Source organism: Modicisalibacter coralii (assembly GCF_004117855.1).
Taxonomy (GTDB): Bacteria; Pseudomonadota; Gammaproteobacteria; order Pseudomonadales; family Halomonadaceae; genus Modicisalibacter; species Modicisalibacter coralii.
Genome location: NZ_QWBW01000008.1, coordinates 101637 through 127711 on the forward strand (window position 1 = coordinate 101637; position 26075 = coordinate 127711).

The 26075-nt window shown below is 67.0% G+C and carries 24 protein-coding genes and 1 pseudogene; 15 read left to right on the top strand and 10 right to left on the bottom strand.

The features are described from left to right. Nucleotides 1-16 precede the first annotated feature (16 nt). The 4 genes from D0901_RS04010 to D0901_RS04025 form a co-directional block, all read right to left on the bottom strand. On the bottom strand, nucleotides 17-265 hold the full coding sequence (locus D0901_RS04010) for a hypothetical protein (RefSeq protein WP_129139004.1): 249 nt from the start codon (nucleotides 263-265) through the stop codon (nucleotides 17-19). A gap of 162 nt (nucleotides 266-427) precedes the next feature. After that, a complete protein-coding gene (locus tag D0901_RS04015; protein WP_129139005.1) occupies nucleotides 428-1453 on the bottom strand; it encodes a TRAP transporter substrate-binding protein in 1026 nt (341 codons plus the stop codon). Between the two features lie 78 nt (nucleotides 1454-1531). After that, on the bottom strand, nucleotides 1532-2500 hold the full coding sequence (locus D0901_RS04020; protein ID WP_129139006.1) for a PDR/VanB family oxidoreductase: 969 nt from the start codon (nucleotides 2498-2500) through the stop codon (nucleotides 1532-1534). Between the two features lie 96 nt (nucleotides 2501-2596). Next, complete coding sequence (locus tag D0901_RS04025; protein WP_129139007.1) at nucleotides 2597-3646, bottom strand: aromatic ring-hydroxylating dioxygenase subunit alpha; 1050 nt, start codon at nucleotides 3644-3646, stop codon at nucleotides 2597-2599. 147 nt (nucleotides 3647-3793) lie between these two features. Here D0901_RS04025 and D0901_RS04030 point away from each other — a divergent pair, with 147 nt between their 5' ends. The 6 genes from D0901_RS04030 to D0901_RS04055 all read left to right on the top strand — a co-directional run bounded on the left by D0901_RS04030 (nucleotide 3794) and on the right by D0901_RS04055 (nucleotide 9445). Continuing rightward, complete coding sequence (locus D0901_RS04030; RefSeq protein ID WP_129139008.1) at nucleotides 3794-4459, top strand: GntR family transcriptional regulator; 666 nt, start codon at nucleotides 3794-3796, stop codon at nucleotides 4457-4459. Nucleotides 4460-4617: 158 nt separating this feature from the next. After that, nucleotides 4618-5355 carry a protocatechuate 3,4-dioxygenase subunit beta gene (pcaH, locus tag D0901_RS04035; RefSeq protein WP_129139009.1) on the top strand — a complete coding sequence of 246 codons (738 nt, stop codon included), beginning with the start codon at nucleotides 4618-4620 and terminating at the stop codon, nucleotides 5353-5355. A 4-nt stretch (nucleotides 5356-5359) separates the two neighbouring features. Then, on the top strand, nucleotides 5360-5989 hold the full coding sequence (pcaG, locus tag D0901_RS04040) for a protocatechuate 3,4-dioxygenase subunit alpha (protein WP_129139010.1): 630 nt from the start codon (nucleotides 5360-5362) through the stop codon (nucleotides 5987-5989). Between the two features lie 321 nt (nucleotides 5990-6310). After that, nucleotides 6311-7456, top strand: coding sequence for a choline metabolism transcriptional regulator GbdR (gene gbdR / locus D0901_RS04045; RefSeq protein WP_129139011.1), 1146 nt, complete (start codon nucleotides 6311-6313; stop codon nucleotides 7454-7456). Between the two features lie 239 nt (nucleotides 7457-7695). Then, nucleotides 7696-8400 (top strand): monofunctional biosynthetic peptidoglycan transglycosylase, encoded by a 705-nt coding sequence (mtgA, locus tag D0901_RS04050; protein ID WP_129139012.1) that lies wholly within the window; start codon nucleotides 7696-7698, stop codon nucleotides 8398-8400. A 115-nt stretch (nucleotides 8401-8515) separates the two neighbouring features. After that, nucleotides 8516-9445 (top strand): Gfo/Idh/MocA family protein, encoded by a 930-nt coding sequence (locus D0901_RS04055; RefSeq protein ID WP_129139013.1) that lies wholly within the window; start codon nucleotides 8516-8518, stop codon nucleotides 9443-9445. 17 nt (nucleotides 9446-9462) lie between these two features. On the opposite strand, the gene D0901_RS04060 is transcribed toward D0901_RS04055, so the two are convergent. Further along, the gene (locus D0901_RS04060) at nucleotides 9463-10413 is read right to left on the bottom strand and encodes a LysR family transcriptional regulator (protein ID WP_129139014.1); all 951 of its coding nucleotides are present in this window, start codon (nucleotides 10411-10413) and stop codon (nucleotides 9463-9465) included. Between the two features lie 139 nt (nucleotides 10414-10552). Here D0901_RS04060 and D0901_RS04065 point away from each other — a divergent pair, with 139 nt between their 5' ends. The 7 genes from D0901_RS04065 to D0901_RS04095 all read left to right on the top strand — a co-directional run bounded on the left by D0901_RS04065 (nucleotide 10553) and on the right by D0901_RS04095 (nucleotide 19694). Then, complete coding sequence (locus D0901_RS04065; RefSeq protein WP_129139015.1) at nucleotides 10553-11743, top strand: aldose epimerase family protein; 1191 nt, start codon at nucleotides 10553-10555, stop codon at nucleotides 11741-11743. A gap of 601 nt (nucleotides 11744-12344) precedes the next feature. Beyond that, complete coding sequence (locus D0901_RS04070) at nucleotides 12345-13340, top strand: arabinose ABC transporter substrate-binding protein (protein WP_129139016.1); 996 nt, start codon at nucleotides 12345-12347, stop codon at nucleotides 13338-13340. A gap of 226 nt (nucleotides 13341-13566) precedes the next feature. After that, entirely contained in the window at nucleotides 13567-15060 is a 1494-nt protein-coding gene (gene araG, locus D0901_RS04075) for an L-arabinose ABC transporter ATP-binding protein AraG (RefSeq protein ID WP_129139017.1), read from the top strand. 37 nt (nucleotides 15061-15097) lie between these two features. Continuing rightward, the gene (araH, locus tag D0901_RS04080; protein ID WP_129139018.1) at nucleotides 15098-16105 is read left to right on the top strand and encodes an L-arabinose ABC transporter permease AraH; all 1008 of its coding nucleotides are present in this window, start codon (nucleotides 15098-15100) and stop codon (nucleotides 16103-16105) included. Nucleotides 16106-16259: 154 nt separating this feature from the next. Continuing rightward, nucleotides 16260-18005, top strand: coding sequence for an IlvD/Edd family dehydratase (locus D0901_RS04085; RefSeq protein WP_129139019.1), 1746 nt, complete (start codon nucleotides 16260-16262; stop codon nucleotides 18003-18005). A 13-nt stretch (nucleotides 18006-18018) separates the two neighbouring features. After that, nucleotides 18019-18921, top strand: coding sequence for an SMP-30/gluconolactonase/LRE family protein (locus tag D0901_RS04090; RefSeq protein ID WP_129139020.1), 903 nt, complete (start codon nucleotides 18019-18021; stop codon nucleotides 18919-18921). Further along, nucleotides 18918-19694 carry an SDR family oxidoreductase gene (locus tag D0901_RS04095; RefSeq protein ID WP_129139021.1) on the top strand — a complete coding sequence of 259 codons (777 nt, stop codon included), beginning with the start codon at nucleotides 18918-18920 and terminating at the stop codon, nucleotides 19692-19694. Before D0901_RS04090 ends, D0901_RS04095 begins: the two co-directional genes overlap by 4 nt. Here D0901_RS04095 and D0901_RS04100 read toward each other — a convergent pair. Next, nucleotides 19685-19951, bottom strand: coding sequence for a LysE family translocator (locus tag D0901_RS04100; protein WP_129139022.1), 267 nt, complete (start codon nucleotides 19949-19951; stop codon nucleotides 19685-19687). The two genes, D0901_RS04095 and D0901_RS04100, sit on opposite strands and share 10 nt — an antisense overlap. On the opposite strand from D0901_RS04100, the gene D0901_RS04105 reads away from it, so the two are divergent. Both D0901_RS04105 and D0901_RS04110 read left to right on the top strand, forming a co-directional pair. Then, nucleotides 19950-20567: a LysE family translocator gene (locus tag D0901_RS04105; RefSeq protein WP_129139023.1), complete on the top strand. Its 618-nt coding sequence runs from the start codon at nucleotides 19950-19952 to the stop codon at nucleotides 20565-20567. The genes D0901_RS04100 and D0901_RS04105 overlap by 2 nt on opposite strands. 86 nt (nucleotides 20568-20653) lie before the next feature. Continuing rightward, on the top strand, nucleotides 20654-21532 hold the full coding sequence (locus D0901_RS04110; protein ID WP_129139024.1) for an aldose 1-epimerase: 879 nt from the start codon (nucleotides 20654-20656) through the stop codon (nucleotides 21530-21532). A 347-nt stretch (nucleotides 21533-21879) separates the two neighbouring features. Here D0901_RS04110 and D0901_RS04115 read toward each other — a convergent pair whose 3' ends face one another. The 4 genes and pseudogenes from D0901_RS04115 to D0901_RS04130 all read right to left on the bottom strand — a co-directional run bounded on the left by D0901_RS04115 (nucleotide 21880) and on the right by D0901_RS04130 (nucleotide 26067). Then, nucleotides 21880-23961, bottom strand: coding sequence for a pyrroloquinoline quinone-dependent dehydrogenase (locus D0901_RS04115; protein ID WP_129139025.1), 2082 nt, complete (start codon nucleotides 23959-23961; stop codon nucleotides 21880-21882). Between the two features lie 10 nt (nucleotides 23962-23971). Beyond that, nucleotides 23972-24337 (bottom strand): hypothetical protein, encoded by a 366-nt coding sequence (locus tag D0901_RS04120; RefSeq protein ID WP_129139026.1) that lies wholly within the window; start codon nucleotides 24335-24337, stop codon nucleotides 23972-23974. A 522-nt stretch (nucleotides 24338-24859) separates the two neighbouring features. Continuing rightward, nucleotides 24860-25543 (bottom strand): annotated as a pseudogene (locus D0901_RS04125) (AzlC family ABC transporter permease); the annotation flags it as partial. Beyond that, nucleotides 25540-26067, bottom strand: a complete 528-nt coding sequence (locus D0901_RS04130; RefSeq protein WP_129139028.1) for an XRE family transcriptional regulator — start codon at nucleotides 26065-26067, stop codon at nucleotides 25540-25542. The pseudogene D0901_RS04125 and the gene D0901_RS04130, both read right to left, overlap by 4 nt. Between the last annotated feature and the right edge of the window lie 8 nt (nucleotides 26068-26075).

Below are 26075 nucleotides of genomic sequence, written 5' to 3' on the forward strand. Positions count from 1 at the left end.
CGCGCCGACGGGGCGTTCAGGCGTAGTCGGGATCGTCCGTTCTCACCGTGACCGCTTCCCCTTCGCCGGGGACCCGCACCGAGAACTCGCCGCCGCCGAGGTAGGTGGCGGTGTGGCCCTCGAGGGTCCGGAAGGTGGGCAGGCCGCCCTGGATGGCGCCGCCCTGAGCCATCTCGTTGAGTTCCTTGTTGCTGGTGAACACGTCGATCATGTACTCGCGACCGAAGTCGTCGAAGGCCATGAGGGTCTTCTCGTGATGTTCCATGGGGTGCCTCCCGCTGTCGTCATGCCGATAGCGATAGGTCTAGCAGCATGATCCGCCGTCGGCAACGCCGACCACTGGCGAGTGAAGCCCGGCGGTGGCATCCAGCGACGGGAAGCCGGCTCGCACCCCGAACGCAGGGCGCGAGCCGTGGGCGGTACCGGCTCACGCCGGGCAGCTTTCCTGTCCCAGGCGCTTCGCCTCCTCATAGATCGATTCGACCGAGTCGGACTCGCTGCCGACGTCCTGCAGATAGCGGTCGATGGTGTCCTGCAGGACGGGCCCCCAGTCGGCATTCTGCAGGGGATCGTCGATGGTCAGGAAATGGTGTCCCGCGTCCACCGCGTCCTGGCGCCCCTCGGCGATCAGCCGGTCGTAAACGGCGGCGGCCTTCATCGACCACGCCATGCCGCTGTGCGCGTCGATGACCTGCTTGAGGTCGTCGGGCAGCGCGTCATAGGAGGACCGGCTCATGGTGGCGACCAGCGACAGATCGTAGAGCGGCACTTCGGTGTGGTAGGAGGCCAGGTCGTTGAGCCGGAAGGTCTTCATGCCTTCCCAGTTGAAGCTGAGGCCATCGATGACACCGCGCTGCATCGAGGTGTAGACGTCCGGCGCCGGCATGCCGACGGCCTGAGCGCCAAGGCGGGTCAACATGTCGCCGACGACGGGGGTCGGTCGGCGAATGCGCAGGCCGGCCAGGTCCTGGGGTTTTTCGATCAACTGATCCTTGGTGTGCAGGTAGCCCGGTCCGGTGGTGAACAGGAACAGCACGTGGGTGTCGTCGTACTCGCCCTCGAAGGCGCCCTGGTCGTAGAGCGACTGCAGGATGCAGGAGCCCTGGCGGCTGCTGTGCGAGACCCCCGGCAGTTCGACGATCTGGGTCAGCGGGAAGCGGCCGGGCGTGTAACCCTGGGCGGTCGAGCCGATATCGGTGACGCCGTTGACCGTGCTCTGGTAGGTACGATCGGATTTGGCGAGGGTCTGTCCCGGAAAGACCTGCACGTCGAGGCGTCCGTCGGAGGCCTCCTCGACGCTCTCGGCCCAGGCCTGGAAGAGGGCCTTGTCGATCAGCGATCCGCCCGGCCAGACGTGGGCGATGCGCAATGTCGTGGCGGCCTCGGCGACGGGCGTCAGCAGGCTCAGTGTCAGTCCCATCGCGAGTCCGGTGGCTAGCGTTCTTGTCGTCATGGTTGGCTCTTTTGTCGGTATTGTCAGGACGTTGAGGGTGCCGATGTCACGACGCCGAGGGCGTCTCCTGCCGGTGGCTCACAAATCGAGAACCAGCATCTTGCTCTTGGCACGGGAGCAGCAAGGCGTGAACTGATCGTTGGCGGCGTGCTCGTCGTCGTCGAGATACAGGTCGCGATGGTCGGGAATGCCCTCGAGCACCCGTGTCAGGCAGGTGCCGCAGACGCCTTCCTCGCAGGAGACCATCACCTCGATGCCGTTCTCCTCGAGCACCTTGTGGACCGTCTTGTCGTCGGGCACCGAGAAGACGGCGCCGGTGCTGGCGATCTTGATGTCGAAGCCGGTGTCGTCGCTGGTATCCACCGCGGCGCCGGAGAAGTATTCCCGATGCAGGCGGTCGTCCGACCAGCCGCGCGCCTTGCAGGTCGACAGTACGTGATCGATGAAGCCCGCCGGGCCGCAGATATAGACGTGGGTCTCGGTGTCCGCGGCATCGAGCAGCGCGTCGAGATCGAAGCGCTGCGCCTCGTCGCCGTCGTCGAAGTGACTGTGGACGCGGTCCGCGTAGGCGGCGGTCTCGAGACGCTCGCGAAAGGCCATGCGGGCCGGGGAGCGGGTCGCGTAGTGCAGGGCGAAGTCGGCCTGGGTGCTGGCCAGGTGGTCGGCCATGCTGAGGATCGGCGTGATGCCGATGCCGCCGGCCAGCAGCAGGTAGCGCCCTGCCGGTTTCAGGGGGAAGTGATTCTTGGGCGCGCTGATCTGCAGCAGATCGCCTTCCTGGATCTCGTCGTGCATGGCGAGGGAGCCGCCACGCGACTCGGGTTCGCGCAGCACGGCGATCAGGTAGCGGTCGGGTGCCTCGGGATGGTTGCACAGCGAGTACTGGCGAATGACCCCATCCCGGACGCGGACGTCGATATGGGCGCCGGCGCTGGAGGCCGGCAGGGGGCGACCGTGCGGGTCGGCGAGTTCGAAGCTGACGATGTCCTCGGCCTCGGAACGTTTGCGGACGACCCTGACGAACAGGGAAAGCGTATCCTGGGACATGCGGTTACCTCGTGCCGGTGGTGACCGGCGAATGGTTGTCACCGCCACGCCGTACCGGCGCCAACCGGCCGGCACGGGGGCGATGAGCGTGGTGTGTCAGCTGGCGATGTCGGCGCTGGCCTGGCGCTCGGCGTCGAGGAGGCGATCGATGATGCGTCGGGCCTGAACGCCGCCACCGTCGATGTTGAGCTTGAGTAGACGCCGCTCGGGGTAGGCCAGCAGGTTGCGCTGCTGGGCTTCGAGCATCTCCAGATCTTCGGCGAAGATCTGGCCCTGGCCTTCGCGGATGCGGTCGGTCAGTGCCTGGTCGCCGGGATTGAAGTTGCGCGCCATGCCCCAGAAGTACCAGATCGAGGTGTCGGTCTCCGGGGTGATGAAGTCGACCACGATGCTTGAGGCCTTGTACTCGGCGGGGGCGTCGTAGCCGCCCCTGCCGGCGTGGGCGACGCCGACCTCGATCATCACGTGGCTGGGTGGCGTGAAGCGACAGATCTGCCAGCGGTCGACGGGCACGTCGTCGGCCAGGTTGTTGCCGCGCAGGGCCGCCTGCCAGAACGGTGGGGCGGAGATGTTTTCCATGTGCCGGCTGGTGATGACCTCGGTACCGTCGACCGTGGTTTCCGGGGCGGCTTCCTCGATCTCGGGCTGACCGATGCTCGAGGCGTGGACGTAGGTCTCGTGGGTCAGGTCCATGAGGTTGTCGATCATCAGGCGGTAGTCGCAACCCACGTGGTAGAGACCGCCGCCATAGGCCCATTCGTCGCTCTCGGCCCAGTGCAGCACGGGGATGTCGGCCGGGTCGGCCAGTTCGGCGTCGCCGGTCCACACCCAGATGAAGCCGTAGCGCTCGACGACGGGATAGGCGCGAATGCTGGGGAAGCCGCGCACGCGCTGGCCGGGCATGCTCGAGCACTTGCCGTCGCAGCCCATTTCCAGGCCATGGTAGCCGCAGACGAGCTGGCCATCGCGCACGAAGCCCAGCGACAGCGGGGCGCCGCGGTGCGGGCAGAAGTCCTCGACGGCGGCCACCTTGCCTTGCTCGCCGCGGAAGAACACGATCGGCTCGTTGCAGATGGTGCGTCCCAGCGGCTTGGCGTCGATCTCGTCGGGGGTGCAGGCGACATACCAGGTGTTCTTGGGGAACATGTCGGTCTCCTCGGGGCGGTCAGGATCTTTTGTGTCGTTATGACTGTTATGGATCCAAAGTTAAGCGCTGGACGGCTTTGGTGGTCAATATATGCTTTAGTTGGATCCAAAATGGCGAAAGAACGGAAACGGGGAGTGAAACACCAGGTGAGCAAGAACGATTCGAGTGTCGTGACCAGCCTTCGCAAGCTGATCAGCGAGGGGCGCTACGCCCCCGGGGCGCGGGTGGCGGAAATGCATGTCGCCGAGCAGTTGGGCGTGTCGCGCACGCCGGTCCGGCTGGCCTTTCGCACCCTGGAGCAGGAGGGCCTGCTCGAACGCGCCGGCAAGCGGGGTTACCGGGTGCGCGAGTTCACCGAAGAGGACGTGCTCTGCGCCCTGGAGGTCCGCGGCGCGCTGGAGGGCCTGGCGGCTCGCCGCCTGGCGGAGCGGGGGCTCCCGGCCGCCATCCGCGAGCGGCTGGCGGAGGCGATCGAGCGTGGTCGCGGGATCCTCGACAAGGGCTATCTAACGACCGAGGACATCAGTCTGTGGAGCGAACTCAACCAGACCTTCCACACCACCATCGTCCAGGCCACGGGGAGCCAGGTGATCGCCGATGCCATCGGTCGCAACGACCACCTGCCGTTCGCCTCGGCGGACTCGATCATCATCGACACCGAGGCCCTCGACAGCGAGTACGCGAAGCTGCAGTTCGCTCATCAACAGCACCGCATGGTCTATCAGGCGCTGTGCCTCGGGGAGGGCGCCCGGGCGGAAATGTTGATGCGCGAGCACGCCTACGTGGGGTTGCGCTACCTGCTGCAGCTCTGACGGGATCCCGTGTCCTGGCATGGCCCAAACCGGCTTCCTTATAACCCTATGGTTATGGGGGCGTGGCGACATTTCATTTCTCCCCCGTTGGCGGGCGCGGGAGACTGTGCCGATTCACCCCCTGACGGGTGTTTCATCCACCTCACGAGACGCCAGCCATGCAAGATTCCGATAACAAGCGCTTCGTGCCGCGCGACCGTAACTGGCATCCGCCCGCCTATGCGCCGGGCTACAAGACCACCGTGGCGCGCTCGCCGCGCCAGTCGCTGGTCAGCATGCAGCATCCCAGCCGCAGCGAGCTGACGGGCCCCAGTTTCCAGGCGCTGCGCCTGGGCCCCCATGACAACGACCTGCTGATGAACTACCGCGAAGGCCAGGGGCGGGACGGTCTGCCGATCGGCGAGCGGATCGTGATGTTCGGTCGCGTGCTCGATCAGTTCGGCAAGCCGGTGCCGCATACCCTGGTCGAGATGTGGCAGGCCAATGCCGGCGGTCGTTACCGGCACAAGAAGGACGGTTATCTGGCGCCACTCGACCCCAACTTCGGCGGCGTCGGCCGGTGCATCACCGACGAGCAGGGCTGGTACCACTTCCGCACCGTGCGTCCCGGCCCCTATCCGTGGCCCAACGACATCAACTCCTGGCGTCCGGCGCACATTCACGTCTCGGTGATGGGGCCGGCGATCGCCACGCGTCTGATCACCCAGATGTACTTCGAGGGCGATCCGCTGATTCCCCACTGCCCGATCGTCCATACGCTCAACGACCCGTTGGCCGTCGATACGCTGACCGGCCGCCTGGACATGGCCCGCAGCCGGCCGATGGACTACCTGGCCTATCGCTTCGATATCGTCACGCGCGGCGAATTCCAGACCTATTTCGAGAATCAGGGGTGAGATCATGAGCCAACAACCGACCCATGACGGTGGCGTGCTGTATCGCGAAACGCCGTCGCAGACCGCCGGCCCCTACGTGCATATCGGTCTGGCCCTCGACGTGGCCGGGATCCCGTTGCGCGACGAGGAGGTCTGGAGTCGCCTGGCCACCCCCGAGGCCGACGGCGAGCCGATCGAACTGGTGGGGCGCGTGATCGACGGCAACGGCGATCTGGTGCGCGACGCCTTCGTCGAGGCCTGGCAGGCCGATGCCCACGGCGCCTTCCAGCCGGACTACGACCTGCGCAAGCCGTTCAACAGCTTCGGGCGTTCCGCCACCACCGCCGACGGCGACAGCGAGTGGTCCTTCACCACCGTCAAGCCCGGCCGGGTGCCCGCCGCCAACGGCAAGCCGATGGCCCCGCACGTCTGCCTCGCGATCTTCGCCCGCGGCATCAACATTCAACTGCAGACGCGGCTGTACTTCGACGACGAGGCCGAGGCCAACGCCGAGTGCCCGGTGCTCAATGCCATCGAGTCGCCGACACGGCGTCGCACCCTGATCGCCACACGCGAAGAGGCCGATGGCAAGGTGCGCTATCGCCTGGACATCCGCCTGCAGGGCGACGGCGAGACGGTGTTCTTCGAGTTCTGATTCCGCCGCCGACCGGCCCCTCGTGACAGGGCCCGCCACCTCCAGGGTGGCGGGCCCTGTCGCGTTTGGGGCGCTTGTCTCCCTGCGACGAGGGATGCGACCTCGCGATGTCGATTTGCGACATTCTTGTCGTTTATCAGTGCGTCGGGACCCGCTAATCCGCAAGAATGATCGACCAGCGGGAGCCGTTCGACGTATCGTTGTCGGTCTCGGCAAAGCATGATCGGCGATGGTGCAGGATGTCTCGCCCGCTTCGCACAACAAACACAACAGGCGCCCCGGCCGGCACCGGGGACGAATCCGCGGAAGAGGAGATCCCTGATGGCATCCTCCAAGGCTGTAAATGCAACATCGGCGGCCGACCGCGCCGTCGTCCCCCAGACGCTGGGTTTCCTGCTGCTGGACAACTTCACCCTGATCTCGCTGGCATCGGCCATCGAACCGTTGCGGATGGCCAACCAGCTGGCCGGGCGCGAGCTCTATCGCTGGTACACGCTGACGCCCAACGGCGAGCCGGTGCGGGCCAGCGACGGCCTGCAGATCACGCCGGATGCGGCGACCAACATTCCGCTGACCCTGGACTGGGTGGTCGTCTGCGGCGGCGTGGGCCCGCAACGCAGCGTGACCCGCGAGCACATCGGCTGGCTGCAGGCCCAGGCGCGGCTGTCGCGCCGGCTGGGCTCGGTGTGTACCGGCAGCTGGGCGCTGGCCCGGGCCGGGCTGCTCGACGGCTACGAGACCAGCATCCACTGGGAGTGCCTGGCGGCGATGCAGGAGGCCTTCCCCCGGGTTCCGCTGACCACCCGGTTGTTCTCGATCGACCGCGATCGCTTCACCGCGTCCGGCGGCACCGCGCCGCTCGACATGATGCTCAACCTGATCGGTCGCGATCACGGTCGCGAACTCGCCGCGGGCATCTCCGAGATGTTCATCTACGACCGGGTACGCGGCGAGCAGGATCAGCAGCGGGTGCCGCTCAAGCACGTGCTGGGCACCACCCAGCCCAAGCTGCTGGAGATCGTCGCGCTGATGGAGGCCAACCTCGAGGAGCCCATCGGACTCGACGAACTGGCCACCTATGTCGACGTCTCGCGGCGTCAGCTCGAGCGGCTGTTCCAGAAGTATCTCAACTGCTCACCGTCGCGCTACTACCTCAAGCTGCGCCTGACCCGCGCCCGACAACTGCTCAAGCAGACCCCGATGTCGATCATCGAGGTCGCCTCGGCCTGCGGTTTCGTCTCCACGCCGCATTTCTCGAAATGCTACCGCGAGTACTTCGGCATCCCGCCGCGCGATGAACGTGGCGGCATCGCCTCGCGGCAGGCGCGCAGCGACGGCGAGCTCATGATGCCGCGCTTCACCCGGCGAACCCTGAGCGAGAGCGTGGCCGAGCCGATGTCGAGTGCGGTGGTCGCCCTCAATCAGGCGCAGGGCGAGCCGACCTACGCCAGTGTGCCCTTGCGCTAGCCCATAGCCCAGGCAGGTCTCCTCCCTCCCGCAAGGCCCAGGCCGGGTTTTGCGGGAGCGATGTCGTTCGTGGTGGTGACTGGCTCTCCATCGGAAGCACCGTCGCTTGCCGCGTGCCGTCCCCAAACGGGCGTCGCCATGGGGTGACGACGCCCCGGTGCGTTGGCGGCCGTCCGCCCGCCGTGGCGCCGCGAGTTGTTATACTCGCGGGACTTTCGCACCCACGGGATCGCCATCGCATGTCAAACCCCTGGCCGCGCAGGCTGCTGCGTTACTTGCTGCTGGGCATCGCTGCCTTCGTGCTCGCCTCGCTGGCGCTGGTGCTGTTCTTCCGGGTGGTCCCGGTTTTCGGTTCGATGGTGATGGTCGAGCGCAAGGTCGAATCCTGGGTCGATGGCGAGCCGCTCGACATCCGCCAGACCTGGATGCCCTGGGCGCGTCTCTCCGACGAGGCCAAGCTGGCGGTGATCGCAGGCGAGGACCAGCGCTTTCCCGATCACTTCGGCTTCGACTTCAACCAGTTGCGCAAGGCGATCACCACCTGGCAGTCGGGCGGCGATCTGCGCGGGGCGAGCACCATCACCCAGCAGACCGCCAAGAACCTGTTCCTGTGGACCGGGCGCAGTTGGGTCCGCAAGCTGTTCGAGGCGTGGTTCACGGTATTGCTCGAACTCCTGTGGCCCAAGGAGCGCATCCTCGAGGTCTATCTCAATATCGTCGAGTGGGATGACGGCGTGTTCGGCCTGGAAGCCGCCGCCCGCCACTACTTCGGCGTTTCCGCCGACCGTCTGAGCGCGACCCAGGCCAGCCGCCTGGCGGCGATCCTGCCCAATCCCCGCGGCTGGAGTGCCTCGCATCCCTCGCCGCGCGTGCTCGAGCGCAGTCACTGGATCCGTCAGCAGATGCGTCAGCTCGGCGGGACGGCCTACCTGAACCGACTCTGAACCCAGCGGGACATAACCGAATGGCTATCGCGGCATGTCCATTCGACGACTGGCAGCCGTGACGACCGCCCGTTATGGTGTGGCTCCATCCGACAGACAAACGAGGCGCCACGCCATGCCTGCACGCAAGATCGGCCTCGTCGGCCTGGGCAAGATCGCCCGCGATCAGCACCTGCCCGCGCTCGACGCCAATCCCGACCTCGACCTGGTGGCCGTCGCCAGCCGCAACGCGACCCTCGACGGTGTCGCCAACTTCCCCTCGCTCGAGGCGATGCTCGACGCCATGCCCGAACTCGACGCGGTGACCCTGTGTACGCCGCCGGCGGTACGCTACGATCAGGCCCTCCAGGCGCTCGCCGCGGGCAAGCACGTGATGCTCGAGAAGCCGCCCGGCGCGACCCTCAGCGAGGTCGAACATCTGGCGCTGAAGGCCGATGCGTGTGGCCGCACGCTGTTTGCCACCTGGCATTCGCGCCACGCGCCGGGGGTGGCGCGAGCCCGTGAATGGCTCGCCGAGCGCGAGATCCGCCGGGTGCGAATCGAATGGAAGGAAGACGTGCGCGTCTGGCACCCGGGGCAGGAGTGGATCTTCGAGCCGGGCGGCATGGGAGTCTTCGATCCGGGCATCAACGCGCTGTCCATCGTCACCGCCATCCTGCCTCAGGCCTTCTTTCTCAAGGAAGCGACCCTGCAGGTACCGGCCAACCGCCAGGCACCGATCGCCGCGCAACTGGCCTTCCGCGACGGCCGTGGCACGTCGGTCGAGGCCGATTTCGACTTCCGTCAGACCGGCCCCCAGACCTGGGACATTCATGTCGATACCGACGCCGGGCGGCTGACGCTGTCGAAGGGTGGCAGCGAGCTCTACCTCGAGGGCGCGCTCGAGCATAGTGCGCCGGAGCAGGAGTACCCGGGCCTCTATGCGCGCTTCGCCGAGCTGCTCGAAAGCAGCGCTTCGGATGTCGATCTCGCCCCGCTGCGCCATGTCGCCGATGCCTTTCTGCTGGGGCGGCGGGAGATCGTCGAGGCGTTCGAGTTCGATTAGAGCCCTGGCAGGGCGTATCACCGGCTCCGGCGCTGGTGCTCGATCAACTCGCGCAACGTGCCCATCAGTCTCGCGGCGCCGGGGGACAGGCGCTGCTTGCGCAGGCTCACCAGGCCGTAGGGTTGTACGCTCAACGATTCGGTGAAGGGCAGGATACGGAAACGCTGCGGCGCGCAGAGCAGGTCGGCGACTTCGCGGGTGGTCACCGTCAGGGTGTCCGAGCGGGCCACCAGGGCCAGCGCCACCAGGATGTCCGGGGTGTCGACGATCTGGCCCGGTGGCGTGACGCCGTGCTGCAACAGCAGGTGATCGAAGCGCTGACGCATCAGGGCGCCGGGGGGCTGCAGCGCCCAGGGGTAGGCGGTCATGGCGGCCAGATCGAGCCTGTTCACACCGGCCAGTGGATGCCCTTCGCGGCACACGAAGCATAGCGCCTCTTCGCCGATCTCCTCGAAGACGAAGGCCTCGCTGGGAAACCCCTCGGGGATCCGGGTAATGGCGAAATCGAACTCGCCGGCCATCAGTCGCGGCACCAGGCGCTTGCTGACGTCGACATCGACACCTACCTTGAGACCGGGCAGATCGCGATGGACCCGCTCGATGGCGCCGGCCAGCAGCGTCACCGCCGGCGCCATCACCGTACCCACCGCCACCACGCCGGCGTTGCCCGATTCCAGGGCGTTGAGTTCGTCACCGGCATGCTGCAGTTCGGAAAGAATGTTGCGGGCGTGGCGGATCAGGCTTTCGCCGTACCAGTTGGGGCTGACGCCCCGTGAATGGCGTTCGAACAGCGTCACGCCGAGTTGTGTCTCGAGATCGCCGAGCAGTTTGGAGGCCGCCGGTTGACTCATGCCCAGGTGCTCGGCGGCTCGGTGCAGATTGCGTCTGTCATCGAGCGCCACCATCAGTTGCAAATGGCGCAACTTTAGTCTCACCCGGAGGAACCAGTCGGCGGGGAGTTGGCCCATGACGTCAGGCCTCCTGTCGTATTGATAATCAAAGGGCTATTAACTGGGCGGCCAAACAGTATTAGTCGCTCATATAGGCCCTGTCTATCGTTCTTTCCGCATCAACGCCCGTTTTTCAATGACAAGGAAGGAGACAATAATGACGACCCGGACACGCTTCCCGAGCCGTTGGCAAGACGGCATTCTCGTTCTGGGCGCGGCGGTTGTCCTCTGCGCCTCGAACGTGACGGTCGCGGCGGACAAGACATCCGAATCGCTGGCGGTGACGCAAAGCCGGTTCGGCAAGACGCCCCAGGGGCAGGCCGTCGAACGCTATCACTTGACCAACCGCAATGGCATGTCGGTGGACATCATCACTTATGGGGCCCGGGTCCAGGCGATCGAACTGCCCGACAAGAACGGCAAGATCGCGGATATCGCCCTCGGCTTCGACGACGTCCAGGGCTATATCGACCACGCGGATACGTACTTCGGCGCGACCATCGGCCGCTATGGCAACCGTATCGCCGGCGGCCAGTTCCGTCTCGATGGCGAGACCTATCAGTTGCCGCAGAACGATGGCCCCAACACCCTGCATGGCGGGACTCAAGGCTTCGACAAGGCGGTCTGGGCGGCTTCGCCGATCGAAACGGACCGGGCCGTCGGCGTGGAGTTGACCCACGTCTCGCCGGACGGCGACATGGGATTCCCCGGCGAGCTCGCGGTCACGCTGCGTTATACCCTGGACAACGACAATGACCTGCGGATCCACTATTCGGCGGTCGCCGACCAGGACACGGTCATCAACCTCACCAACCATACCTATTTCAACCTGGCGGGGGCCGGCAACGGCACGATTCTCGATCAGGTCGCGATGATCAATGCCGATCGGTTCACTCCCGTCGACGAGACACTGATCCCCACCGGCGAGCTGGCCGACGTGGCGGGGACGCCCATGGACTTTCGCACACCCACCGCCATCGGCAAGAACATCCATGCGGACAATCAGCAGCTCGATTATGCCGAGCCGAAACAGGGCGGTTACGACTTCAACTGGGTCCTCGATACCCGGGGCAACCTGGACGACCTGGCGGTACGGGTCAGCGATCCGCAATCCGGGCGCACGGTCGAGATGTACACCACCGAGCCGGGCGTGCAGTTCTATACCAGTAATTTCCTGACGGGATCCTTCACCGGCAAGGGCGGCAAGACCTACGACCATTGGGGCGGATTCACCCTGGAGGCGCAGCACTATCCCGATACGCCGAACCAGCCGGATTTCCCCTCCACCACCCTCGAGGCCGGCGACAAGTACAGCCAGACCACGGTGTACAAGTTCCTGCCGGAATGAAGGATCGAGGTGCCGAAAGCCGTGCGACACGCGGGTTCCGGTATGCCGCCGCTAAGAATGCATTTCCAAACTCTCTGATGATGGGGGCCGGTGGCAGAGCAAAGCGAGGGTCCTTTGCCATGGATGGCAAAGGTAGCGCCCAGGGAGGGGTTCACAGCGCCCTCGCGACGTCCTGCCGCCGGAGAAGCTCACTTCGTCTACCGGTTGTGAAAGGCGTTCTAACGGGCCAGGCGCTGGCGGTTCGACCGGCGTCATGGCCGGGCCCGGCGACGCCCTCTCGGGGTGACCCTTGCCCTTTTCTCTTGCCAAGCTTCGCCCCGGTCGCGCCAGCGCGACCGGGGCTTTTCTATTGTCGACGGCGACATCGCGCCGACCTCGTGGGGCACGATGACGACTTTAGTCTCAAGCGATCATCGCGAGTGTCGATGACTCGCCGCCTGCCGTCAGGCTTTCCGGTTATTCGATAACCAAATTAATATTAGTTTTTGGGGCAAGTGGCATTGGCTGGTTATTCAATTGCCATTTATCGTCTTTTCTGCATGAGCGGCGTTCCGCCCCGGAATCGCTGACAACAATAACGTTTTCGAGCAGGAGTCCGTCGATGTCACTCACTCATACCCTGTCGCGTCTCGCCCTTGGTGTCGGTCTGACCCTGGGCAGTGTCGGTCTCGTCCAGGCCGCCGACGACGACGTCAAGATCGGCTTCATCGTCAAGAAGCCCGAGCAGGCGTGGTTCATCAACGAACAGGATGCCGCGACCAAGCTGGGCGAGGAAGAAGGCTTCGAGGTGGTACGTCTGGCCGGCGAGGATGGCCAGCAGGTGCTCAGCGCTATCGACAACCTCAATTCCCAGGGCGCCCAGGGTTTCGTGATCTGTCCGCCCGACGTCCGGCTGGGCCCGGCGATCGTCAACCGCGCCGAGCAGTACGGCATGAAGGTGGTCACCGTCGACGACCAGTTCGTCGGGCCGGACGGCAAGCCGATGGCATCCGTACCGCACCTGGGCATGTCCGGGTACAAGATCGGCCGCCAGGTGGGCAATGCCATCGCCGAGGAAATGAAGGCGCGCGGCTGGGACCCGGAAAACGTCGCCGCGCTGCGCATCACCAACTATGAGCTGCCCACCGCCAAGGAACGCACCGACGGCGCCACCGACGCCCTGCTCGAGTCCGGCTTCGAGAAGGCCAACATCTTCGACGCCCCGCAGCAGAACACCGATACCAGCAGTGCCTTCGCCGCCGCCTCGCCGGTGTTTTCCAAGCACGGCGACTTCGAGCACTGGGTGATCTACGCCCTCAACGAAGAGAGCGTGCTGGGCGGGGTGCGTGCCAGCGAGCAGTACGGCCTGTCGCCCGATCAGGTGATCGGGGTGGGCATCAACGGCTCGGGGGCGGCCTTCGCCGAGTTCTCCCGCGAGAAGCCCACCGGCTTCTACGGCACCGTGGCGGTGAGCTCGACCATGCACGGCCGCCAGAGCGCCGAGAATCTCTATGAGTGGATCACCGACGGCAAGAAGCCGCCGGCCGACACCCAGACCACCGGGACGCTGATGACCCGCGACAACTGGAAGCAGGTACGTGAGGACCTCAACCTGTAACCGCTGGCCGACCGGAGCGGTCTCCGGCCGGCCCAGCCTTAGAGCCCACTTCCAACCCCTCGGATGATGGGCGCCGGGGGCAGAGCAAAGCGAGGGTCCTTTGCCATGGATGGCAAAGGTAGCGCCCAGGGAGGGGTTTACAGCGCCCTCGCGACGTTCTGCCGCCGGAGCAGTCCACTTCGTCTACCGGTTGTGAAAGGCGGTCTTACTCCAGCGGAGTCCAGTCATGAGCGATCCCTATCTTCGCGTCGACGGCGTCACCGTCGAATTCCCCGGTGTGCGTGCGCTGGACGGCGTCAGTTTCGGCGCCCGGGCCGGCGAGGTGCATGCGCTGATGGGCGAGAACGGCGCCGGCAAGTCGACCCTGCTCAAGGTGCTCAGCGGCGTCAACAAGGTCACCGACGGCGCCCTGTGGATCGACGGCGAGCGCCATGTGTTCGCCAATGCCCGCGAGGCGCTCGCCCAGGGCATCTCGATCATCTACCAGGAGCTCACGCTCTCGCCCAATCTGTCGGTGGCCGAGAACCTGCTGCTCGGCCAGTTGCCGCAGCGCCGCGGCTTCATCGACCGCCGCGCGCTTCGCCAGCGGGCCCTCGGGATCCTCGAGGAACTCGGCGAGGGCGGCATCCATCCCGCCACCAAGGTGCGCGATCTGTCGATCGGCCAGCAGCAGATGATCGAGATCGGTCGCGCCCTTCTGCGCGATGCGCGGATCATCGCCTTCGACGAACCGACCAGCAGTCTCTCCGTCCAGGAAACGCGTCACCTCAAGCGCATCGTTGCCCGATTGCGCGAGGAGGGGCGGGTGGTGCTCTACGTCACCCACCGCATGGAAGAGGTCTTCGAGATGTGCGACGCCGTCACGGTCTTCCGCGACGGGCGGCACATTCGTACCCACGACAGCCTCGCGGGGCTCGACCACGCCACCCTGGTCAGCGAGATGGTGGGGCGCGACATCGAGGACGTCTATGGCTATCGACCTCGCGCCGCCGGCGAGACCCTGATGCGTCTCGAGGGTATCAAGGGGCCCGGCGTCAGTGCCCCGGTGAGCTTCGAGGTCAAGCGTGGCGAGGTGCTGGGCCTGTTCGGCCTGGTCGGCGCCGGGCGTAGCGAGCTGATGCGCCTGGTCTGTGGCGTCGAACCGCCCAGCGAAGGGCAGGTGAGTTTCGCCGGCGAGACGCGCCGCTTCGCCAGCCCCCACCAGGCGATCCGCGCCGGCATCGCCATGTGCCCGGAAGATCGCAAGTCGCAGGGCATCTTCCCGGTGGCCAGCGTCGCCGACAACCTCAACATCAGTTGCCGGCGCTTCTTCAAGCGCTGGGGATGGCTGCGTCAGCCGAAGCGCGAGACCGACAACGCCAACGCCTATATCCGCCAGTTGAGCATCAAGACCCCGGGGCCCAAGGCGCGCATCAGCACGCTCTCCGGCGGCAACCAGCAGAAGGTGATCCTGGCGCGCTGGCTGGCCGAGGAGATCGAGCTGTTCGTGATGGACGAGCCGACCCGCGGCATCGACGTCGGCGCGCGACGCGACATCTACTCGCTGCTCTACGACCTGGCCGAGCAGGGCAAGAGCGTGGTGGTGATCTCCAGCGATCTCGCCGAGGTCAGCTCGATCTGCGACCGCATCGGCGTGATGCGCGATGGCGAGCTGGTCGACATCGTGCCCCGCGACGAGGCCACGCCCGAACGCCTGCTGGGGCTGGCCCTGCCGGCCTGATCCCTTCGATCGACGACTTTCCAGAGAGACTTTCGCCATGTCCACTGACAAACTCGCCCGACCCTCGGTCGCCGCGGCTACCGAGGGCCGCCGCGGCCTGCCCAAGCCGCTGCGCACCCTGCTCGATACCTCCGGGCTGCTCGCCATCTTCGTGCTGCTGTTCATCGGCCTGTCGGTGCTGGTGCCCGATTTCCTGACCGGGCGCAACATCGTCGGCCTACTGCTTTCGGTGACACTGATCGGCACCATCGCCACCACCATGATGATGGTGCTGGCGCTGGGTGAGGTCGATCTCTCGGTGGCCTCGATCGTCGCCTTCGCCGGGGTCGTGGCGGCGGTCATCACCTCGACGTCCGGCAGCGTGCTCGTCGGCGTGCTGGCGGGTGTCGCCGCCGGCGGGGCGGTGGGCGCCTTCAATGGCTTCGTGGTCGCCCGCTTCGGCGTCAACTCGCTGATCGCCACCCTGGCGGCAATGGAGTTCGTGCGCGGGCTGGCCTACATCACCTCCGGCGGCGACGCGGTGATGATCACCGTGCCCGGCTTCTTCGACCTGGGCAGCGCCTCCTTCCTGGGGCTGACCCTGCCGGTGTGGACGATGATCGTCTGCTTTCTGATCTTCGGCGTGCTGCTCAACATGACCGCCTTCGGGCGCAACGTGCTGGCCACCGGCGGCAACGCCGAGGCGGCGAGCCTCGCCGGGGTCAACGTGCGCCGGCTCAAGATCACCGTGTTCGCCCTGCAGGGCGTGGTCGCCGGCATCGCCGGGGTACTGCTCACCTCGCGCATGGGCCTGGGCGACCCCAATACCTCCCAGGGCCTAGAGCTCGCGGTGATTTCGGCCTGTGTGCTGGGCGGGGTCTCGTTGTCCGGCGGTATCGCCTCGATCACCGGCGTGCTGGTCGGCGTGCTGATCATGGGCTGCGTGCAGAACGCCATGGGCCTGCTCAACGTGCCCACCTTCTACCAGTACCTGGTGCGCGGGGCGATCCTGCTGCTGGCGGTGATGTTCGACCGCTGGAAGCAGACACGTCGGGCCAAGGCTTGAAAATCACTGCATAAACGGCTGCAGGACCGAATCACTGCGTTGCACGGTGCTCATAGGCTCGCCTAACAGCAAGTTATGTCTCGCCTCTTGCGCGCCGTGCGCCTTGTGCTTCATGTCCTTCGCGGGTTTCTGCAGCGATTTACACGGAGCTTTTATGACTAATAGAAAACGCCTTCTGCGCAGCGCCGCCTGGTTCGGCACCGCCGACAAGAACGGCTTCATGTACCGCAGCTGGATGAAGAACCAGGGCATCCCCGACCACGAGTTCCAGGGCAAGCCGATCATCGGCATCTGCAACACCTTCTCGGAGCTGACCCCCTGCAACGCCCACTTCCGCAAGCTCGCCGAGCACGTCAAGCAGGGCGTGCTCGAGGCCGGCGGTTACCCGCTGGAGTTCCCCGTGTTCTCCAACGGCGAGTCCAACCTGCGGCCGACGGCGATGTTCACCCGCAACCTGGCGAGCATGGACGTCGAGGAAGCGATCCGCGGCAACCCCCTCGATGCCGTGGTGCTGCTGGTGGGCTGCGACAAGACCACCCCGGCGCTGCTGATGGGCGCGGCGAGCTGCGACGTCCCCGCCATCGTGGTCAGCGGCGGACCGATGTTGAACGGCAAGCACCAGGGCCGCGACATCGGCTCCGGCACCGTGGTCTGGCAGCTCTCCGAGCAGGTCAAGGCGGGCCAGATCTCGCTGCACGACTTCATGGCCGCCGAGGCCGGCATGTCGCGCTCCGCCGGCACCTGCAACACCATGGGCACCGCCTCGACCATGGCCTGCATGGCCGAATCGCTGGGAGTGTCATTGCCGCACAATGCCGCCATTCCGGCGGTGGACTCGCGGCGCTACGTGCTCGCCCACCTCTCCGGCAACCGCATCGTCGAGATGGTCGACGAGGACCTCACGCTCTCCAAGGTGCTGACCCGCGAGGCCTTCGAGAACGCCATCCGCACCAACGCCGCCATCGGCGGCTCCACCAACGCGGTGATCCACCTCAAGGCCATCGCCGGGCGCATCGGCGTGGACCTGGCGCTGGACGACTGGAACCGCATCGGCCGCGGCACGCCGACGATCGTCGACCTGCAGCCCTCCGGGCGCTATCTGATGGAGGAGTTCTACTACGCCGGCGGGCTGCCGGCGGTACTCAAGCGCCTCGGCGAGGCCGAGCGGATTCCCCACAAGGACGCCCTGACCGTCAACGGCAAGACGCTGTGGGACAACGTCAAGGACGCCCCGCTCTACAACGACGCCGTGATCCGTCCCCTCGAGGATCCGCTGCGCGAGGACGGCGGCATGTGCATCCTGCGCGGCAACCTCGCCCCCCAGGGCGCGGTGTTGAAGCCCTCGGCGGCGACCCCCGAGCTGATGACCCATCGCGGCCGCGCGGTGGTGTTCGAGGACTTCGACGACTACAAGGCGCGCATCAACGACCCCGATCTCGATGTCACCGCCGACGACATCCTGGTCATGAAGCACTGCGGGCCGCGTGGCTATCACGGCATGGCCGAGGTCGGCAACATGGGCCTGCCCGCCAAGCTGCTCGAGCAGGGCGTCACCGACATGGTGCGGCTCTCGGACGCGCGGATGAGCGGCACCGCCTACGGCACCGTGGTGCTGCACGTCGCCCCCGAGGCGGCCGCCGGCGGCCCGCTGGCGGCGGTCGAGAACGGCGACTGGATTGCGCTGGACGCCTACGCCGGCACCCTGCACCTGGAGGTCGACGACGCCGAACTCGCCCGCCGGCTGGCCGAGAACGACCCCACCGCGGCGTCGCGCCGGATCGCCAGTAGCGGCGGCTACCGTCAGCTCTACATCGAGCATGTGCTGCAGGCCGACGAGGGCTGCGACTTCGACTTCCTGGTCGGCTGCCGTGGCGCCGAGGTGCCGCGCCACTCGCATTGAGGACGACACGACGATGATTGCCGCGACAACGCTGGAATGCGTCTGGCAGGGGCGGGCCATGCTCGGCGAGGGGCCGGTGTGGTGCCCGGAGCGTGGCGCGCAGGGGGAGTTGCTGTTCGTCGACATCCTCGGCGGGCGCCTGCACGCCTTCGACCCGGCTTCGCAGAGCGCGCGTAGCTGGTCGCTCGACGAACCGGCCTGCTGGCTGGTGCCGCGCGACGACGGTGACGGTTTCGTTGCCGGTCTGCGCTCGCGGCTGGTGCATCTGCGCCTGGGTGAGGCGGGGCCGGTGATCGTCGCCGACTGGCCGACCCCCGAGGAACCCGCCGGCAACCGCTTCAACGACGCCAAGGCGGATGCCCGCGGGCGGCTGTGGTTCGGCTCGATGGACGACGCCGCCGAGCGAGCCAGCGGTTCGCTCTATCGCTGGGACGGGCGCGGCGTGACGCGCGTCGACGCCGGCTACCGGGTGGCCAACGGGCCGGCGCTGAGCCCCGACGGGCGCACGCTCTATCACAGCGATACGCCCAATCGCACGATCTACGCCTTCGACCTGGACGAGTGGGGCGCCCCCGGCAAGCGCCGCGAGCACATCCGTTTCGGCGACACCCAGGGCTACCCGGACGGCATGACCTGCGACGCCGAGGGCGGGCTGTGGGTAGCCCACTGGGACGGCGGCCGGATCAGCCGCTTCGGCCCCGACGGCCGGCTCGACGAGACGCTGCCGGTACCCGCCTCGCGGGTGACTTCCTGCTGCTTCGCCGGGCCCGAGCTCGAGCGGCTCTACATCACCACGGCGGCCGTCGAGCGCGATGGCGAGGCGCTGGCCGGGGGCCTGTTCCGCGTCACCCCGGGCGTTCGCGGCCTGCCGGCGGCGCGGGTGGCCATGCGGCTGGCCGCGAGGACGCCGGCGTGAGCGCGCGGCTGGCCGGCAAGCGGGTCTTCGTCACCGGCGCCGCGGCGGGCATCGGTGCGGCGATCGCCCGCGCCTGTGCCGAACAGGGCGCGGCGGTGTGCCTCGCCGACACCGACCTGGGCGGTGCCGAGCGCCTGGCCGGGGAGCTGACGACGGCCGGTCACCGAGCCCTGGCCGTCGAGTGCGATATCGCCGAACGGGCCTCGGTCGAGATGGCCGTGGCACTGGCCCGCGAACGGCTGGGGCCGCTGACCACGCTGGTCAACAACGCCGGCATGAACGTCTTCCACGAGCCGCTGGCGATGCCCGACGATGCCTGGCGGCGCTGTCTCGCCGTCGATCTCGAAGGGGCCTGGCTGTGCAGCCGGGCGGTGTTGCCGGACCTGCTCGCCAACGGTGGCGGGGCGATCGTCAACATCGCCTCGACCCATGCCTTCTCGATCATTCGCGGCTGTTTTCCTTACCCGGTCGCCAAGCACGGCCTGATCGGTCTGACCCGGGCGCTGGGCGTCGAGTACGCGGCACGCGGTGTGCGGGTCAACGCCATCGCGCCGGGCTACATCGCCACGCCGGCGGTCGAGGCCCACTGGCGGACCTTCGACGACCCGGCGGCGGCGCGCGGGCGCATCGAGGCCCTGCTGCCGCCGGGGCGGCTGGGGCGCCCGGAGGAGGTCGCCATGACCGCCGTGTTCCTGGCCTCGGACGAGGCGCCGTTCATCAACGCCAGTTGCATCACCATCGACGGCGGGCGCGGCGCCGTGCATCACGACTGAGCCGGCCGAGAGGCGCTGTCGGGGCGAGTTGCGTCGCGGCAGCGGCGTAGGCGCCCCGACATCCACCGGGCTCCCGTGGTGGAAAGCAGGGTATGGCCCAGGTCCGAGACGATGCCGACACCCAGAAACGTCGAGAAGAGGATCGCCAACTGTGGCAATACGGGGGTGGCGGGATTGACGAATTGCGGCATGAAGGCCGTGAAGAACAGAATGCTCTTGGGTTCGACGATAAGAGACAAGGAGGGGAGTGTGGCCATGATGCTGTTGCTGGCATTTCTGCCGGCGTGCTTTGCCTTGAACATGGCGTTTGGCCCCAACAACCTGTTGGCGACGACCAATGCCGCCCGTGTCGGTCCCTTGAAGGCCATCATCGCCTCGCTGGGTCGGATCGCCGCCTTCATCCCCATGATCACGATAGCGGGCGTCGGCCTGGGAACACTGCTGGCGACATCGATGTGGTTCTTCCTGGCCCTGAAATGGCTGGGTGCGGCCTATCTGGCCTGGCTGGGCATAAAGCTCCTGATGAGCAAGCCACAGGCGGTGACGTTCGAGGACGCGGCGCCGCAGTCGGCATGGCGCCTGATGCGCCAGGAGTTTCTGGTCGCGGCCGGCAATCCCAAGGCGATCCTGATATTCACCGCCTTCCTGCCGCAGTTCGTGACACCCGAACATTACGCGCTGAGCTTCACGATCCTGGGTGGGCTGTTCCTGATAATGGAAGTGCTGGCCATCGCGATCTATGCCGTCCTGGGCAGCAAGATCGGCCAATACTTGCGTAGCGGCAAGGCCATGCAGTGGTTCAATCGGGCCAGTGGCGGCTTGATGTTGCTCTTCGGTCTTGGCCTGATGACGCTGAAACGCCCCGCTACCTGAACTCGGCACTTGCACTCGGCGATGCAAGGCCCGGGAGCGAGGAGCGCGGTATGCTGGGACGATTCGACCGATCAAGGAGCCAAGGCATGACGCTGACCCTCGAGAATACCCTGTTGCGCCTGGAGGTCGCCCCCGAGGTGGGCGGTTCGGTGGTGCGCTTCGAGGCATTGCGCCGGGACGGGCCGGTGGCGCTGTTCCGGCCGGGCGATCCCGAGTCCGACGACCCCAACGTCATGGGGCTCTACCCGCTGGTGCCCTGGTCCAACCGGATCAGCGGCGGGGGCTTCGAATGGCAGGGCGAGCACTATCCGCTCGCCGCCAACCGCGACGGCGAGCCGCTGCCCATCCACGGCGACGGTTGGCAGGGCGCCTGGCGGGTGGCCCATCGCGCCTCCACCCAGGTGACCCTGGAGCGCGAGTCCGCCCATCAGCCACCGTTCGACTACCGCTCGCGGCTGATCTATCGGCTCGATGGCGGCACGCTGACGGTGGAACTGGTCGTCACCCATCGGGGCGAGACGCCCGCGCCCTACGGCCTGGGCGTGCATCCCTGGTTCCCGCGAACCCCCGGCGCGACGATCACGGCGGGCGCCGACGGCGTCTGGGACGTCGACGCCGCGCAACTGCCCACCGCCTGGCGCGGTATCGACGACGCCGGGCAGTGGGACTTCCGCCAGGGCCGGGCATTGCCCGACGGCGCGATCGACAACCTGTTCACCGGCTGGAATGGTCATGCCCGGCTGCACTGGCCCGAGCGCGACCTGAGCCTGTTCATCGATACCGACCCGCCCTGTCCGCGCTATCTGGTCTACTCGCCGGGCAGCGAGGCGACGTTCTTCTGCTTCGAGCCGGTCACGCATCGGGTCGACGCCCATCATGCCGAGGCGCCGCTCGAGGAGGGGTTGGTGGAACTCGCCAAGGGCCAGACGTTGCGTGGGCGATTCCGCTTCCAGGTCATGGCTTAAATCGGGGGCATTGCATTTTGCTGGGGAGCGCGGTGCAGATCATCGCGAACACGCTCCCTTCCACAGCTCCTGCCGGTTGACTGGTCCTTGTGGGAGCGAATTTATTCGCGATGGCGGCGGGCACTGTACCTCCCCCGGTCATGACGGGCGCCTGCAGCGCCAATCGGGAACAAGTTCCCTTCCACAGGAGCCCCATGCGCCAGTGGACCATCCAGGCTGGTTTCCGTGGGAGAGAATTTACGCCCATGGCGGTGACTCGACATTCCACGCCGATCTGCGAAGAACCCAAAAAAACGGGGCGAGCCTGAGCTCGCCCCGTCGCCTGGGTTGCTAGCGCCGGGTGGCGCTCAATCCTCGTCCTCGGGCAGTGCGTAGGCGACCACCTGATCGCCGACCTGCTGCTTGAGGATGGTGTTGCCGCCACCGATGAACACCACGTATTCGCGCCCTTGGTACTCGTAGACTGCGGGGTTCGAGACGGACGGCGCCTGGGCCTGATCCGCCCACAGCTCCTCGCCGGTCTCGAGCGAATAGGCGCGCACCTTGGCATCCATCGAGGCGCCGATGAACACCACGCCGCCGGCGGTGACCGCCGGGCCGCCGATGGTCGGCGAGCCCCAGCTTTCGGGCATGAAGAAGCCGTACTGCTGGGACGCCCCGACGGGCCGACGCCATTTCACGTCGCCGGTGGTCATGTCCAGGGCGACGATCTCGCCGTAGGGCGGTTCCCAGCAGGGCATGCCGAGCCAGTTCAGGGCGACCTCGAGGCGCATGCCATAGGGCGCCCCGGTCTGCGGGGCGAAGCCGCTCTCGTTGCCCGAGCCGCTGTTGGCCTTCTCGTAGGCCTGGCGATCGTACAGCTTGACGTACTGCACGAGCCGCGAGGTGTTGACGATGGCGGTCTGGCTCTCGGGATCGAAGGCCACGCCGCCCCACTGTACGCCACCGGCGCTGTCGGGGAAGGTCAGTGCCCCTTCGCCCTGGGTGGTGGGCGGCGTGTACATGCCCTCGTAGTGGAGCTCGTCCCAGAGCGCCGAACACTCGCCGCCGCTCACCGCGTCGGCCAGCCACCAGACCTTGGGCTTCTCGGACTGGTCGAGCAGCGGCGCGGGCTTGGTCGGGAAGGGCTGGGTCGCCGCGTACTTTTCACCCTTCACGGAACCGTCGCCCTGGGGCACCGGGCGCTCCTCGATCGGCCACACGTCCTCGCCGGTCAGCCGGTTGACGACGAACAAAAAGCCCATCTTGGTCGACTGGATCAGCGCCGGGATCTGCTCGCCGTCGACGGTGATGTCCATCAGCGTCGGCGCGGCATTGATGTCGTAGTCCCAGACGTCGTGATGTACCCACTGACGTGACCACACCACTTCGCCGGTATCCACGTCGAGCGCGGTGGTCGAGGTCGCCAGCGGCGCCTCTTCGGTCCGGTTGCCGCCCCAGTAGTTGGGCGAGGGCGAGGAGACCGGCAGGTAGACGAGGCCGTGTTCCTCGTCGGCCGACATGTGCGTCCAGACGTTGGCGGTGCCGCTCTTCTCGCGCATTTCGTCGGACAAGGCCTGGAAGGTCCATTCCCGCTCGCCGGTGCGGGCGTTGATGGAGAACACCGTGCCCGGCGGCGCCTGTTCGAAGGCCCAGTCCTTGCCGGCCCAGCCGAGAATCAGGTGATCGCCGACCACCGTCGGCGGCTGCAGCAGCGACAGCGGCCACTTGGCGTGGGTGTCGTTCCACTGGTTGACGTCGAGCACGCCGTTGTCGGCGAACGACTGGCAGGCCTTGCCGGTGTCGGCGTCCACGGCGAACAGGCGGGCGTCCATGGTGCCGATGTAGACGATCTTCTGACACGGCTCGCCGGCGACCGGATCGTCCGCCTCCCAGTAGGCCACGCCGCGGTTCTTCAGCGCGGGCTGGGTCATGGCCTCGAGCGTGGACTGGGTGTCGAAGCTCCACTTCTGCTCGCCGGTGGCCGGGTCGAGCGCCAGGATCCGGTAGAACGGGGTGCCGATGTAGAGCGTGTCGTTGGCGAAGATGGGCGTCGCCGACCAGACCGTGGCGGGCAGGTCGCCCGAGCCGTCGGAGACGTCGCCGGTATGCACTTCCCAGACCTTTTCGAGATCGTCGACGTTGTCGGTGGTGATCTGATCGAGCGGGCTGTACTTCTGGGCGTTGAGCTGACCGTGGAAGCTGTCCCAGGTCGGCGTCTCGGGCACCAGCGGAATCGGCGGGCCGGAGGCTTCGTCGCCCGCGGCGGCGTCGCTCGTCGCGTCCGCCGTCTGCCCGGGCGTCGGGGCCTGGGGATCGGTCGACTGCTGATCGGGTGTCTGTTGCGGGTTCGCGGACTGCGTCTGGGCCGAGGCCATCAGGGGCACGACACAAAGCGTCAGGGCGGTGGCCGTGGCGAGACGCTTCAGGGCGAATCGGGGGGTCGACATGGCGTGCTCCTCAGGCATGGGTGGGGCGGTTGGTACGGGGCGAGCGGATCATGTCGATGATCAGCCCGACGAGACCCACGGCCATGGCGACGGTGATCCACCATTGGTGCAGCAGGAGTCCGGCAAAGCCGGTACCGGCCAGCCCCAGCAGGATCAGCACGCGCAGCGCGATACGGCTACCGCGACCCGAGGCGGCGGCGAGTCCGAGCGCCAGGATGGCGAGCACGACACAGGCGAGAATGGCGACCAGCGCGCCCAGCGTGCCGTTGACGCCGGTCAGCGGGGTGAAATAGGCGTAGAGGGCGACGGCGAGCCCGGCCAGCGAGGCCGCTAGCAGCAGGATGGCGCCCGATCGGGACGAGGCGGATTGCGACATGGCGTTTCTCTCTCCTTGGGAAACCGAAGGCGATGTGAGCGTCCTAACCGGCGTAGATCGTTAGGGAAACACTGCACAAATGCCTGCACGGGCGAATCGCTGCGTTGCGCGGTGCGCGGAATCCTCACATATACCCCATATGCTGCGGTTCCTGTGCGCCGGGCGCCTTGCACTTCATCCCGCTCGCCTATTTGTTCAGCGCTTCCTTAGCCGGTAAACGATGGGGTCGTGATATTAGCAGAAAGTCGTAGGCTTTTATCAGGGCCGGCGTTTGCAACCGCCGGCATTCAGCCACTCAACCGGGCCACGGCCACCACCAGGCCGAAGGCGGCGACACCGGCGATCACCGGCCACCCCAGGGTGCGGGTGCGCCGCCACACGATCAGGGTAGCGCCGATACCCACCAGTGTCGCGCACCAGCCGACGGGATCCTGGCGCTGCGGGATCAGCGACACACCGAACAGTGCGGCGATCATCAGCGGCCCCAGCATGCTCAGCCATGCGGGCAGGGCGCCGGAACTGGAAGCAGACGGCGCCACACAGTGCTGCCAGGGGGATGCTGACATTGGTGTAGCCGCCCAGGGAGAACGTCAGCGCCGCCGCCACGCTGACGCCCAGCGCCAGCGACCAGCGTGGCGAGGTGAAGCGCGGTGCCAGCAGTACCAGGAACAGCGCCGGCAGCGCGAACGGCATCACTTCGCCGAGCAGCGGCCAGCGCCGGGTCAACCATTCCCCGGCGACGGCGCCGAGCAGACTGCCGGCGATCCAGCTCAGCCAGGCCAGCCCCGCGGCGCCCGCGAACCAGCCGAGGCGCCGCTCCGGCGGCATTTGCGGCAGGCGGGTGTGGGCCAGGGCGAAGATCTGGTCGGTCAGGCCGTGCATCAGCCACGGCCACCAGCGGCTGGCGGTCATCCAGGGCGCCAGGTTGGGGGCATAGACCAGGTGGCGAACGTTGATCAGCAGCGTCAGGGCCACCGTCAACCACAGCGGAGCGCCGCCGGCGGCCATGCCGACGAACAGGAACTGCGAGGCACCGGCGTAGATCAGGGTCGAGATGGCGACGACCTCCCAGGTCGAGAAACCCGCCTGGACGGCCACGAGGCCGAAAGAGACCGCCACCGGGACATACCCGCCGAGCAGCGGCAGCGCTTCGCGCAGCCCGGCCCTCCAGGCCGGCGACGGGTCGTGCAAGCGAGCATCGTTCATGGTTGCTGCCCGCCGGCGTAGACGATCGTCACCAAAAACGTCGCCGCCTCGTGAGTGGTGCGATAGGCGTGGGGGCGGTCGGCGGCGAAGGTGTGCCGATCGCCGGCACCCAGGGTCTGCAGCGACTCGACGGGGCCGGCCGCGAGCGAGCCGCCGATCATGCAGATGGTCTCCTGCGTTCCCGGCGAGTGAGGCGCGGCGAGACGCTCGGTGTCGGGCTCGCAGTGCATCCAGTAGGCATCCACGGCCGGGATGTCGTGGCCGCGATCGAGCAACTGGACCCTGACCCCCGCCTCGCCGAGCGTGGCGGTGATCGGCGCGACCAGGGCACCGAAGGGGATGTCGAGCTGGATCGCCAGGCGCCACAGGGTATCCAGCGTGGGATTGCCGTCGCCCTGTTCGAGTCGCGACAGGTTCGACTTGGCGATGCCCGCGCGTGCCGCCAGTTGCGACAGCGACCAGCCGCGGCGCTGGCGCAGCGTCTGCAGGTGCTTTCCCAGGGTATACAATGCCGGCTCGTCCATGCGCGCTC

What these genes read in the sequence shown, in the direction of transcription:
- D0901_RS04010 (WP_129139004.1), bottom strand. Translation starts at nt 265, where the DNA reads ATGGAACATCACGAGAAGACCCTCATGGCCTTCGACGACTTCGGTCGC.
- D0901_RS04015 (WP_129139005.1), bottom strand. Translation starts at nt 1,453, where the DNA reads ATGACGACAAGAACGCTAGCCACCGGACTCGCGATGGGACTGACACTG.
- D0901_RS04020 (WP_129139006.1), bottom strand. Translation starts at nt 2,500, where the DNA reads ATGTCCCAGGATACGCTTTCCCTGTTCGTCAGGGTCGTCCGCAAACGT.
- D0901_RS04025 (WP_129139007.1), bottom strand. Translation starts at nt 3,646, where the DNA reads ATGTTCCCCAAGAACACCTGGTATGTCGCCTGCACCCCCGACGAGATC.
- pcaH (WP_129139009.1), top strand. Translation starts at nt 4,618, where the DNA reads ATGCAAGATTCCGATAACAAGCGCTTCGTGCCGCGCGACCGTAACTGG.
- pcaG (WP_129139010.1), top strand. Translation starts at nt 5,360, where the DNA reads ATGAGCCAACAACCGACCCATGACGGTGGCGTGCTGTATCGCGAAACG.
- gbdR (WP_129139011.1), top strand. Translation starts at nt 6,311, where the DNA reads ATGGCATCCTCCAAGGCTGTAAATGCAACATCGGCGGCCGACCGCGCC.
- mtgA (WP_129139012.1), top strand. Translation starts at nt 7,696, where the DNA reads ATGTCAAACCCCTGGCCGCGCAGGCTGCTGCGTTACTTGCTGCTGGGC.
- D0901_RS04055 (WP_129139013.1), top strand. Translation starts at nt 8,516, where the DNA reads ATGCCTGCACGCAAGATCGGCCTCGTCGGCCTGGGCAAGATCGCCCGC.
- D0901_RS04060 (WP_129139014.1), bottom strand. Translation starts at nt 10,413, where the DNA reads ATGGGCCAACTCCCCGCCGACTGGTTCCTCCGGGTGAGACTAAAGTTG.
- D0901_RS04065 (WP_129139015.1), top strand. Translation starts at nt 10,553, where the DNA reads ATGACGACCCGGACACGCTTCCCGAGCCGTTGGCAAGACGGCATTCTC.
- D0901_RS04070 (WP_129139016.1), top strand. Translation starts at nt 12,345, where the DNA reads ATGTCACTCACTCATACCCTGTCGCGTCTCGCCCTTGGTGTCGGTCTG.
- araG (WP_129139017.1), top strand. Translation starts at nt 13,567, where the DNA reads ATGAGCGATCCCTATCTTCGCGTCGACGGCGTCACCGTCGAATTCCCC.
- araH (WP_129139018.1), top strand. Translation starts at nt 15,098, where the DNA reads ATGTCCACTGACAAACTCGCCCGACCCTCGGTCGCCGCGGCTACCGAG.
- D0901_RS04085 (WP_129139019.1), top strand. Translation starts at nt 16,260, where the DNA reads ATGACTAATAGAAAACGCCTTCTGCGCAGCGCCGCCTGGTTCGGCACC.
- D0901_RS04090 (WP_129139020.1), top strand. Translation starts at nt 18,019, where the DNA reads ATGATTGCCGCGACAACGCTGGAATGCGTCTGGCAGGGGCGGGCCATG.
- D0901_RS04105 (WP_129139023.1), top strand. Translation starts at nt 19,950, where the DNA reads ATGATGCTGTTGCTGGCATTTCTGCCGGCGTGCTTTGCCTTGAACATG.
- D0901_RS04100 (WP_129139022.1), bottom strand. Translation starts at nt 19,951, where the DNA reads ATGGCCACACTCCCCTCCTTGTCTCTTATCGTCGAACCCAAGAGCATT.
- D0901_RS04110 (WP_129139024.1), top strand. Translation starts at nt 20,654, where the DNA reads ATGACGCTGACCCTCGAGAATACCCTGTTGCGCCTGGAGGTCGCCCCC.
- D0901_RS04115 (WP_129139025.1), bottom strand. Translation starts at nt 23,961, where the DNA reads ATGTCGACCCCCCGATTCGCCCTGAAGCGTCTCGCCACGGCCACCGCC.
- D0901_RS04120 (WP_129139026.1), bottom strand. Translation starts at nt 24,337, where the DNA reads ATGTCGCAATCCGCCTCGTCCCGATCGGGCGCCATCCTGCTGCTAGCG.
- D0901_RS04130 (WP_129139028.1), bottom strand. Translation starts at nt 26,067, where the DNA reads ATGGACGAGCCGGCATTGTATACCCTGGGAAAGCACCTGCAGACGCTG.